This window comes from Cognatishimia sp. (genome assembly GCF_964229375.1).
In the GTDB taxonomy this organism is placed as follows: domain Bacteria; phylum Pseudomonadota; class Alphaproteobacteria; order Rhodobacterales; family Rhodobacteraceae; genus Cognatishimia.
Genome location: NZ_CAXREH010000202.1, coordinates 1 through 11,371 on the forward strand (window position 1 = coordinate 1; position 11,371 = coordinate 11,371).

General features: G+C 58.2%; 9 protein-coding genes. 5 read left to right on the forward strand and 4 right to left on the reverse strand.

Annotation, left to right across the window (positions count from 1 at the left end):
- The 4 genes from ACEQWH_RS14790 to ACEQWH_RS14805 form a co-directional block, all read left to right on the forward strand.
- The coding region (locus ACEQWH_RS14790) for an aldehyde dehydrogenase family protein (protein WP_370232114.1) at positions 1 to 1,012 on the forward strand (1,012 nt) is incomplete at its 5' end.
- Positions 1,013 to 1,015: 3 nt separating this feature from the next.
- Positions 1,016 to 1,255 (forward strand): hypothetical protein, encoded by a 240-nt coding sequence (locus ACEQWH_RS14795; protein ID WP_370232116.1) that lies wholly within the window; start codon positions 1,016 to 1,018, stop codon positions 1,253 to 1,255.
- Positions 1,256 to 1,469: 214 nt separating this feature from the next.
- Positions 1,470 to 3,890, forward strand: coding sequence for an FAD-dependent oxidoreductase (locus ACEQWH_RS14800; protein ID WP_370232117.1), 2,421 nt, complete (start codon positions 1,470 to 1,472; stop codon positions 3,888 to 3,890).
- A 238-nt stretch (positions 3,891 to 4,128) separates the two neighbouring features.
- Entirely contained in the window at positions 4,129 to 5,646 is a 1,518-nt protein-coding gene (locus ACEQWH_RS14805) for a class I adenylate-forming enzyme family protein (protein WP_370232119.1), read from the forward strand.
- 101 nt (positions 5,647 to 5,747) lie between these two features.
- On the opposite strand, the gene ACEQWH_RS14810 is transcribed toward ACEQWH_RS14805, so the two are convergent.
- Positions 5,748 to 6,956 carry a methionine gamma-lyase gene (locus ACEQWH_RS14810; protein WP_370232121.1) on the reverse strand — a complete coding sequence of 403 codons (1,209 nt, stop codon included), beginning with the start codon at positions 6,954 to 6,956 and terminating at the stop codon, positions 5,748 to 5,750.
- A gap of 112 nt (positions 6,957 to 7,068) precedes the next feature.
- Between ACEQWH_RS14810 and ACEQWH_RS14815 the strand changes: the two genes are divergently transcribed.
- A complete protein-coding gene (locus ACEQWH_RS14815) occupies positions 7,069 to 7,527 on the forward strand; it encodes an Lrp/AsnC family transcriptional regulator (RefSeq protein WP_370232123.1) in 459 nt (152 codons plus the stop codon).
- Between the two features lie 15 nt (positions 7,528 to 7,542).
- On the opposite strand, the gene ACEQWH_RS14820 is transcribed toward ACEQWH_RS14815, so the two are convergent.
- From ACEQWH_RS14820 to ACEQWH_RS14830, 3 genes are all read right to left on the reverse strand, one after another.
- Positions 7,543 to 8,265 carry a hypothetical protein gene (locus ACEQWH_RS14820; RefSeq protein ID WP_370232125.1) on the reverse strand — a complete coding sequence of 241 codons (723 nt, stop codon included), beginning with the start codon at positions 8,263 to 8,265 and terminating at the stop codon, positions 7,543 to 7,545.
- A 62-nt stretch (positions 8,266 to 8,327) separates the two neighbouring features.
- On the reverse strand, positions 8,328 to 10,376 hold the full coding sequence (gene paaZ, locus ACEQWH_RS14825; RefSeq protein ID WP_370232127.1) for a phenylacetic acid degradation bifunctional protein PaaZ: 2,049 nt from the start codon (positions 10,374 to 10,376) through the stop codon (positions 8,328 to 8,330).
- A 17-nt stretch (positions 10,377 to 10,393) separates the two neighbouring features.
- Positions 10,394 to 11,371: 3-hydroxyacyl-CoA dehydrogenase NAD-binding domain-containing protein (locus tag ACEQWH_RS14830; protein ID WP_370232129.1), on the reverse strand; the 978-nt coding region annotated here is incomplete at its 5' end.

Sequence of the window (11,371 nt, forward strand, 5' to 3'; positions counted from 1 at the left end):
TGGCGTCTCGGCCCAAATCGTGCCGTGGAACTTCCCCGTCTCGATCGCGGCCAGATCACTGGCCCCGTCGATGGCCGCAGGCAACGCCACGATCATCAAATCACCAGAGCTTGACCCGATTGGCCTTGCCTTGCTCGGCACGGCGTTAGAGCGTGCCGAGGTGCCAGACGGCGCTGTTTCGATCCTGAACGGCATCGGTGCAGATCTTGGCGCTCGGCTGGTGGCCAGTTCTGAAATCGACCAGATCGTCTTTACCGGCTCAGTTCCGACCGGTCAGCACATCCTCAAATCAGCCGCCGACAATGTGGTGCCTTCCCTGATGGAACTGGGTGGGAAATCCGCAGCCGTGGTCTTTGAAGACGCCGATCTGGATACGGTGATGCAAAGCCTGCAAAGCGGTATTTTCTATAACGCAGGGCAGGTCTGCTCTGCGATGTCGCGGGTTTTGGTGCACCGCTCGATCTATGATCAGGCCGTCGAACGCGCCGCAGAACTGGCGAATGGGCTGACGGTGGGCCACGGGCTGGACAACCCTGATCACACGCCGGTTGTCTCAAAGCTGCAACTCGACCGCGTCGAAGCCCTCACAAGCACCGCCCGCCAAGAGGGCGCACGCGTTGCGGCCGGCGGAGGCCGTCTTGAACGCAGGGGCTATTTCATGGCGCCGACCATTCTGGCCGACGTTGATCCGTCCAGCCGCGTAGCCCAGGAAGAGATCTTTGGGCCGGTGACGTGCTTTACCCCGTTTGACACCGAGGCCGAGGCCATTGCCATCGCCAACGGTACAGAATTCGGACTGGTCGCAGGGCTGTTCACACGCGACCTTGCCCGCACGCATCGCCTGGCACGCAAACTTCGCGCAGGGCAGGTCTTTGTGAACGAATGGTTTGCGGGCGGGATCTCTACCCCCTTTGGCGGGGTTGGCAAGTCAGGATTTGGCCGTGAAAAAGGACTAGAGGCGCTCTATAATTACGTGCGCACGAAAAACATCGCTATCTCGCTAAAAGGATGAGTCATGGACCTCAAAGAGCTAGACAAGCAATTGCTACAGGCCCATGCGGATTATGATGTGCCCGCGTTGATCCGTCTTTATCACGAGGCGGCGACGCTTGCCGAACAGCGTCAGGATCACGAGGCCTCATGTTTCTATCTGACCCATGCGTTTGTCTTTGCCCTCGAAGAAGGCGCACCCGAAGCGGATGAGCTGAACCTGAAGCTGTTTGAACGCGGTCGCGCGCATCGCCTTCAATTTTAGGTGAGCTGATCTAATCATCGCCCAGATGCGGATTGTGCTGAAAACTCATAAAAATCCACAAAATATGAGAAAAACAAGCCATCAAGGGCCGCTCCGCACGAAACTCCACATAGTGAATTGAATACACCTCATCCTACAGTGAATTTTCTGAACGTTGAGGCTGTGGTTCTTTTCATGAAACAACCCCTGCGACACAAAACGCGCGAGAAATAAAATGCGAACACAAGCTCAAGCCGTGGTCATCGGCGGTGGTGTAATCGGCTGCTCGATTCTTTACCATTTGACCAAGCTCGGATGGTCCGATGTTGTCCTGCTGGAACGGGACGAGCTGACCTCTGGCTCTACGTGGCACGCGGCCGCCAATATTCACGGCCTGCACGACAGCACGAACATCAGCCGCATCCAGCACTATACGATGAACCTGTATAATGCGCTCGAAGAAGAAACCGGCCAAAGCTGTGGCGTGTTCCAGCCGGGGTCACTCTATCTGGCCCAGACCGAAGAGCGCGAACACCAGCTCAAGCTGCAGGCCGCGAAAGCCAAACTTTACGGCATGAACTTTTATGAGATCAGCATCGAAGAGGCGCAAAAGCTGAACCCGCTGGTGAACTATGACGGCATTCGTTGCGTCATGTATGAACCAGACGGCGGCAATGTGGACCCGTCAGGTGTGACCAACGCCTATGCGGTCGGCGCGCGCCAGCGCGGTGCGGAAATTCATCGTTTCACGCCGGTAACAGCCACCGAGCAGCAAGCAGACGGCACCTGGATCGTGAAAACCCCGAAGGGCGACATCAGCACGCCTTGGGTGGTGAACGCAGCAGGTCTTTGGGGGCGCGAGGTCGCTAAGCTGGCCGGGATCGACCTGCCGCTTCAGCCAACCGAGCACCAGTATTTCGTGACCGAGACCATGACCGACGTGGCCGAACACGGCACCCGTTTACCTTCTGTGTCTGACCGGGACGGCGAGTATTACCTGCGCCAGGAAGGTCAGGGCCTGCTTGTCGGCGCCTATGAGAAAGACATGAAGTTCTGGGCCGAAGAAGGCACACCTTTGGACTTTGCCCATGATCTGTTCCCGGACGACCTTGAGCGGATCGAAGAGAACATGATGAACGCAATCGAACGCCTGCCAGCGGTCGGCGAAGCGGGCATCAAGCGGGTTATCAACGGCCCAATGATCTGGTCGCCGGACTCTAACGTTCTTATGGGCCCCGTGCCCGAGATGGACGGTTATTTCTGCTGCAACGGCATCATTCCGGGCTTCTCGCAGTCTGGCGGCATGGGCCTGATGGCGGCACAATGGATCATCGAGGGCGAAACCCAATACGACATGTTCGCATGGGACATGGCGCGGTTTGACACTTGGGCGACCAAAGAGTTCACCATGGCCAAGGTACAGGACCAATACGCGCACCGCTTTGCCATCCACTTCCCCAATGAAGAGCGCAGCGCAGGCCGCCCTGCCCGGGTGCGCCCGATCTATGAGACCCAAAAGGCAATGGGCGCTGTGTTCGGGCTGAACGTGGGTTGGGAACACCCGCTTTGGTTCGCTGATGCGCCGGGCACTGTCGACACCAATGGCTTTACCCGCCAGAACTGGTGGGGCCCTGTAGGTGAAGAATGCAAAATGCTGCGCAATCGCGCGGGTATCATCGATATCTCGAACTTTGCGAAATACATCTGCAAAGGCCCCGGCGCAGCGGATTATCTGAACGCGGTTTTCGCCAACAATATGCCAAAGGCCATTGGCCGGTCTTGTCTGACGCCGCTGATTTCAAAACGCGGCGGCATTGCAGGCGACTTTACCGTGACACGCGTCGCCGCAGACGAGTTCTGGGTCATCGGGTCCGGCATGGCCGAGCGCTATCACAAGCGGTTCTTCAAGCAAGTTGCCCTGCCCGAAGGCACAACCTTCACCTCGATGACCGAGGACATGTGCGGCTTTAACGTCGCGGGGCCAAAGTCTCGTGAGTTGCTGCAACGCCTGACCAACGCGTCGCTCAGCAACGATGACTTCCCGTTCATGCGCAGCAAGATGATCGAGCTGGCGGGTGTTGAATTGTTGGCCCTGCGGGTGTCGTTCACCGGCGATCTGGGCTGGGAGCTGCATTGTAAAACCGAAGACCAGGCGCGCCTGTATGAGGCCCTGCTTGAGGCGGGCAAAGCCTTTGATGCAGGTCCGGTTGGCAGCCGTGCATTGATGTCGATGCGCGTTGAAAAGGGCTATGGGTCCTGGAGCCGCGAATACAGCCCGGAATACTGGCCACATGAGGTCGGGTTGGATCGGCTTTGCAAGTTCGAAAAGGACTTCCTCAACAAAGAGGCCGCGCAGAAAGTTCTAACCGAGGCCCCGCGCGAGCAGTTGGTTCTGTTGCATCTGGACGAAGCCGACGTCACCGCGTCCAACGCAGACGCCACTGGTGGCGAGCCGATCTTTAAGGATGGCGAAGGTATCGGGCGGGTGACCTCCGGCACCTATGGCTATACCGTCGGCATGTCGTTGGCTCTGGGCTATGTCAAGAATGCGCAACCGGGCGACCGTGTAGACGTCATGGTTCTGGGACAGCCCCACAAAGCCACGATCCTGCATGAGCCTCCTTTTGACGCAAAAGGCGAAATCCTGCGCGGATAACACCGCATTGGTGCGATCCCACGTCTGGGGTCGCGCCGTTTTCTGACGGCGGGCACTGCGGGAGTTTACCCGCATCGCTTGCCAGAGCACGCCGGTGCCGACGCCTCCCGGGGCTATTCACCCATTTTTTGCGTTAAATCCAGACACTAATTCCATTTTTGACAACATTGCATCACAGCTAAAAAACTCCTGCGCCAGAACGTATCCCAATTTCGATTTCGCAAAGGACCAGCCGCAGATGCTACAGCACCTAGGACAGATTAGCGCCGAAGCCGCGCGCAAGTTTGGCGACAAGACCGCCCTCATCATCGGCAATGACCACTATTCGTTTCGCGATGTCGACGAAATGGCGCAACGGCTGGCAGGCGGCCTTGCAGACATCGGCGTTCAGAAGGGCGACATCGTTACGCTTTATTCCGAGAACCGTCTGGAATGGCTGATTTCCTATTACGGCGTCACAAAACTCGGTGCGGTTCTGAACCCGATTAACGTTATGCTGACACCGGATGAGGTCCGCTATGTCGTGCAGGATTGCGGCGCGAAAGTCGTGATCGCGTCGCGCGCCAAGGCGGAACCGCTGATTGGCATCGAAGCCGGCAGCAGCGTGTCTGCGCTGATCTCGTTTGACGACGCCCCTGAGGGCACCAAAAGCTATCAAGAGCTGCTGGACGCGAACCACCCCTGCCCGGCAACTCCGGATGTGGACCCAGACAGCCTGTCTACGATTTGCTACACATCAGGCACAACAGGCCGCCCCAAAGGGGCTATGCAGTCCCACCGGGCGGTTATCCTGAACACTGCGATGACGGCGCAGATGCACCTGAAATCTTCGGACGATGTGATTGTCAGCGCCCTGCCCTGCCCGCATGTCTACGGAAACGTGGTGTTCAACTCTGCCTTTATGTATGGCGCAACCCTGAACATGCACACGACGTTTGACACCGGTGTGGCCCTGCAAAGCATTCAGGACCACAAGGCGACCTTCTTTGAAGGCGTTCCCACAATGTACATGTACATGCTGGAGCATCCAGAACTCGCCTCTTTCGACCTAAGCACATTGCGCTGCTTGACGGTCGGTGGCCAGACCATGCCAACCCCTAAGATGGAGGCCGTCGAAGAGGCCTTTGGCTGCCCATTGATCGAACTTTGGGGCATGACCGAGATGGCGGGTCTTGGCAGCACGCACCCCCTGAACGGCCTGCGTAAAATGGGATCCATTGGGGTGTCTTTGCCCTATACAGACCTGCGCATCGCGGACGTGGAAGATGCCAACGTTACGCTGCCTGAAGGTGAAGTGGGCGAACTGATGGCCCGCGGCCCGCTGGTTATGATGGGGTATTACAACGACGAAGAGCGGACCCGCGAGGCTCTGGAGCCTGACGGCTGGCTGCACACGGGCGATCTGGCCAAAATGGACTCAGACGGGTGTATTTTTGTGGTAGACCGCAAGAAAGACATGATCGTCACCGCAGGTTTCAACGTCTATCCGGCCGAAATCGAGCGGGTTCTTGCTGCCCATCCGCAAGTGGCGATGTCTGCTGTCGGCGCGCAGCCAGACAGCCAGAAGGGCGAGATCGCAAAGGCCTATATCGTGCTGAAAGAGGGCGAAACTGGTGACGCGGACGAGATCATCTCGTTCTGCCGCGAAGTGCTGGCCGCCTATAAAGTGCCGCGTGCGGTGCAGTTTGTTGCGGATCTGCCGAAAACAAGCACCGGCAAGATCATGCGCCGCGAGCTTAGCACGCTGGACGAATAGTCGCCAAACCACACTCACGACGCGCTGCATGCACTTTTCCAATGCAGCTCGATTTGGCAGGTAGCGGGCGCGGTCAGCAACATGACCGCGCCCGAAATCTTTTAGGCTGGTGCGGCCTGCTTATCGGCAATGGCCACCAATGCCTGCCCAAGATCGGCGATAATGTCGTCTGCATCTTCCAACCCGATCGACAGGCGCACCAGACCTTCGCTGATGCCATGGGCAGCGCGTTCTTGCGGCGTATAGGTCGAGTGGGTCATCGAGGCAGGGTGCTGGATCAGGCTTTCCGCATCCCCCAGGGACACCGCGCGCATAATCAAACTCAAGTGATCCATCAATGCCTTGCCCATCGCATAGCCGCCGGTCATTTCAAACGCGATCATCGCGCCGGGCTTGACCATCTGGCGTGTGGCGATGTCCTGCTGCGCAAAACTCTCAAGCCCCGGATAATAAACCTTGGACACCACCGGTTGCGCCTCAAGCCAGGTGGCGACCTGATGAGCGGTCGAACAGTGTCGCTCCATGCGCAGTGCCAGCGTTTTCAGACCGCGCAGGATCAGCATGGCATTGAACGGTGCCATGACCGAGCCCGTCATATCCTTCATGCCCACCAGGCGGATCTCTGCGATCTGCTCTGCGCGTCCGACCAACAGGCCCGCAACAACATCCCCGTGCCCGCCAAGGTATTTAGTGGCGGAATGCAGCACCAGATCCGCGCCAAGCGTGATGGGCTGGGTCAGGTACGGCGTGGCATAGGTGTTGTCCACGATCACCTGCGCCCCCACGGTATGGGCGATCTCGGACACGCCCGCGATATCGACAAGCCGCATGTTGGGGTTGGCCGGGGTCTCGAAATAAACGACTTTGGTTTTATCGCTGACGGCAGCACTGACGGCCTGCACATCGGTCATATCCACATGGGTGATCGTCACGCCCCATTTCGCCAACCCGTGGCGCATAAAGGCAAAGGTGCAGCCATAGAGCGTTTTGTCGGTAATCAGCTCATCCCCCGGCGACAAAATCGTCCAGAGCGCCGCGGAAATCGCACCCATGCCCGAGGCCAGCGCCAGCCCCGCTTCTGCCCCCTCCAACGTCGCGATCCGCTGCTCCAGCAGATCCGTGGTCGGGTTCGAAATGCGGCTGTAAAAATGCCCTTCGCGCGCGCCTGCAAACATCTCGGCGCCAGCGTCTGCAGTCTCGAACACGAATGTCGAACTCAGGTGCAGTGGAGGGGTCAAAGCGCCCTCATGTGACATCGGATCATACGCGTGGTGAATGGCGCGCGTTGCAAAGCCTGCTGTATTTTTCATGGGACACCTCTGTTCTTGTTCAAACACAGGGTTTCACGAGTCACTGGGCAAATACTTTCGAAATATGCTTATATTGGGTATCAAGTTAGCAGATTATGCCAATGTGGACCTTATGGACAGCAAAGACCGCCAGATCATCCGCGCCCTGCAACAGAATGGGCGCATGACGAACCAGGATTTGTCCGACGCAGTGAACCTGTCGCCCTCGCCCTGCCTGCGCCGGTTGCGCAATCTTGAGCAATCAGGGGCCATTTTGGGCTATAGCGCCAAGGTGAATGCCAAGACATATGGCCTGCCGATTACCGTCTTTGCACGGATCAAACTAGAACGGCACGACGCGGATATCGTGCAACGCTTTGAAGCGCGTGTTCGGGACACGGAAGAGATTTTGGAGTGCCACGTTCTGACCGGCTCGATGGATTATCAGATCCGGGTTCTGGTGCCTAATCTGGATGCCTATGAGGATTTCGTGCGCCACCGCATTCACACGATCGGCGGAGTCGCTTCGATCGACACCACCTTTGCCTATGGCACGGTGAAGCAAACCGACGTGTTCCCAAGTTTGGACTAGGGGCCCACAGGGCCATCACCCATCTAGCCGGATCCGATCGGTCCGGTGTAGATACGCAGTCACCTGGGCATGGCACCGCGCAATCGCGCCGTCGGGGAAGAAATGCACATGCGCCCAGCTTCCGTCTCGCAATGCAATCCGACGCCAATGGTGAAGGACCAGCAGGCGATACATCGTCTGCTCTTGCGGTGTGCGCAGGTGATCGGCCTGATGCAAAAGCCGCGCAAGACCCGCCGCAAGATCAACCAAGCTGCCTGACACAAGCTGGGCCGCAACCCAGTCTGGTACATCGGGCGTGCGTGGGCGCAGCAAAAGGCTGTTGTCGTCGTTGGATGCTGTGGAAACGGGCACAACACAAAGGTTTTTCTGCAGCACAATGGCGTTGCGCGACGTTGGTGCCTCTGCCGAATATTCAAACGCCCAGCCTTGTGGGTATTTCACGCGTTGGCGGTAGATGTCCGGCGCAACCGCCTGTGTTTCCGCTTTGGCCGAGGGCGACATCTGATAGATCGCCGCTCGGCCCTGTTTGGTTGCTACGATCCAGCCATCAGACTTCAGACGATGAAGCGCGACGCGAATGGCCTCGGGCTTGATCCCGATGTCGCCCAGCAGATCCCTGATCTGCGTTCCCGACAGTTCCACGCCATCCAAATCGCCAAACAAGGTCGCAATCAGCGACCATGTTTTCAGCGTATCCAACGCGATAAGCCGAGTGACGATCGGGGATGTGGACTTCAAAGCGTTTCCAACGTGTTAGGCAAGCTTGCCCCTGCTTAACACATTGGATGTCACAGAGGCTATCACTGCTTTTCAGGATGCGCGTAGGCGTTCATGGTCAAGAGCTCGTATTCGGCAACCATCTCGTCCTGCAGGTTGGTGACCGACACATGCCAGCGCACCTCGCCATAGTCCTCGTTGCGTGGCGTTTTGTGTTTCACCGAGAGTCGCACCTTGATGCTGTCGCCTGCCTCTACTGGCTTCAGGAACCGCAGGTTGTCCAGCCCGGTGTTTGCCAGAACAGGCCCCTCATCAGGTTGCACGAACAGACCTGCCGCAAAGCTGAGCAACAGATAGCCATGCGCCACGCGACCGGGGAAGAATGGGTTCCGCGCGGCGGCGTCTTGGTCCATATGCGCGTAAAACGTATCGCCCGTGAAATGCGCAAACTTCTCGATATCTTCCAACAGGATCTCGCGCGACGGCGTTTTGAATGTTTCCCCCAACGCCAGCTCGTGGAACGTGCGTTTGAACGGGTGGTCCTGTTCGGTTATTTCCTGCGCGCCCGGCACCCATTTCTGGCCAATGGCGGTCAGAATGTCGGGGCTGCCCTGAATGGCGGTCCGCTGCATATAATGCATCACGCCACGCACGCCACCCATTTCCTCGCCGCCGCCCGCACGACCGGGGCCGCCATGCACCATGTGTGGCAGAGGCGAGCCGTGCCCTGTGCTCTCTTTCATGGAATCGCGGTTGTTAAAGTAAAGGCGGCCGTGGAAGGCACCTGCGCCCAAGGCGACCTGACGGGCCACCGCCGCGTCATGTGTGATGACCGAGGCCACAAGGCTGCCTTGACCACGGTTCACCAAAGACACCGCGTGATCGACGTCCTTATAGGGCATGATCGTGGACACCGGGCCAAAGGCTTCGACCTCATGGACATGACGCGCACCATCGGGATCCGCGCAATGGAACAACATAGGCGGCACAAAAGCGCCCGCATCTGCATCTGCGCCTATCACCTCGAACTTGTCCGGATCGCCGATAACCCGTTCTGCCTCTTGACCAATGATGGCGGCCTTTTCCAACACGTCCTGTTTTTGACCCGCGGACACCAATGCGCCCATCCGCGTCGCCTCGGCACGAGGGTCACCGATGGTGATCTTGGCCAGCGCTTTACCCAGTGCCTCGATGACCGGTTGCACCAGCGCCTCAGGGGCGAGGATGCGGCGAATTGCGGTACACTTCTGCCCGGCCTTTGTCGTCATTTCGCGGCTGACTTCTTTGACAAACAAGTCGAACTCAGGCGTCCCCGGACCTGCGTCAGGCCCAAGAATAGAGGCGTTCAAACTGTCCTGCTCGGCAATAAAGCGAATTGAGTTGGACAGGATATGCGGCGCAGACCGCAATTTGAGCGCGGTATCGGCCGAGCCGGTAAAGCTGACCACATCCTGATTGCTCAGACGGTCCAGCATGTCGCCAAGCCCACCAGACACCAGCTGCAACGCCCCGTCCGGCAGCAATCCGCTATCCAGCATGATCTGAACCGCCATTTCGGTCACATAACAGCTTGCCGTCGCAGGTTTTACGATCGCGGGAACACCTGCCAATAGGGTTGGGGCCAGCTTTTCCAACATGCCCCAGACCGGGAAGTTGAACGCGTTGATATGCACCGCAACCCCTTGCAGAGAGGTGCAAATATGCTGACCCAGAAAGGTGCCAGACCGCGACAGTTGCTCGACGTTTCCATCCAAATAGACATGGGCGTCGGGCATCTCGCGTCGCCCTTTTGAGGCAAAGACAAACATGGTGCCGATACCGCCGTCGATATCAATCAAATGGTCTTTTTGCGTGGCTCCGGTCGCGAAGGAAATGTCGTAGAGTTTTTGTTTGTGCTGCCCCAAGTGCTGCGCCAACGCCTTGAGCATTTTTGCGCGTTGATGAAAGGTCATGGCCCGCAGCGCAGGACCGCCTTTGGTGCGCGCATAGTCCAGCATCGCGGCTGTGTCCAAAGCGCTGTTGCCGGCGCGCGCGATGATGTCTCCGGTCACGGCCGAGCGGATGTCACGCGCTGCGTCATCCACGTCGATCCACTGCCCTGCGGCAAAGCTTTTTACGGTTTGGATTGTCATTGTGTCACCTATCCAGATTAGTCTTCATAGCGCGCGGCGCGGATCCAGGATCCGGCGCTCAGGGCGTCCATTTCTGTTAAAATCGCGCGGATCGCGTCCGCGCCCTGGGCGTCGGCCCAATGCATCGGCCCACCACGATGGCGCGGAAATCCATAGCCTGCCGTCTTGACCACATCGACGGCTCCCAAGGTCTCGGCAATGCCCTCGTCGACAAGGCGCGCGCCTTCATTCGCCATCGCCGCCAGAATGTGGTTTTGGATGTCTTCAGTCGAGAACGTACGACGCTCAATCCCGCAGTCTTTTGCATAGGCGAGGATCATCTCCTCGACCACCGGATCGCGGGTTGGGGTTTTGCCGTCAGCATAGCTGTACCAGCCTGCCCCGCTGCGGCGCCCAAAGCGCTCGGCCTCGCACAGTCGGTCCATAATCGGCACATAGCGTTCCTGAGGATCGCGTGTGGCACTTTGGCGCTGGCGATTGGCATAGGCAATCTGCAGACCCGATTGATCCTGAGCTTCAAACGGCCCCATCGCCATCCCAAACGCACGCATGGCGGCATCAACCTCAAAGGGCAGTGCGCCGTCAGCGATCAGATATTCCGCCGCCCGCCGATAAGACGCCAGAATGCGATTGCCGATGAACCCATCACAGACACCGGCCAGAACCGGCGTTTTGCGCAAGGCTTTCGCAAAGGCAAAAGCCGTTGCAAGCGTGGTCGCGCTTGTGTGTTGGGCGCGCACGACTTCGACCAGTTTCATGATATGCGCAGGCGAGAAGAAATGAATCCCAAGACAGCGGTCCAGATGTGGAACCCCATCGAAGATCTCGTTTGGATCAATGTAGGATGTATTCGTCGCCAAAAGAGCGTCAGGGCGCATCACAGCGGACAGGTCTTTGAAAACAGTGCGTTTTGCGTTCAGATCTTCAAATACGGCTTCAATGGCAAGGTCGGCCTCTGCCGCGTCGGCATAGTCCGTTGTGGTCACAAGCGCTGC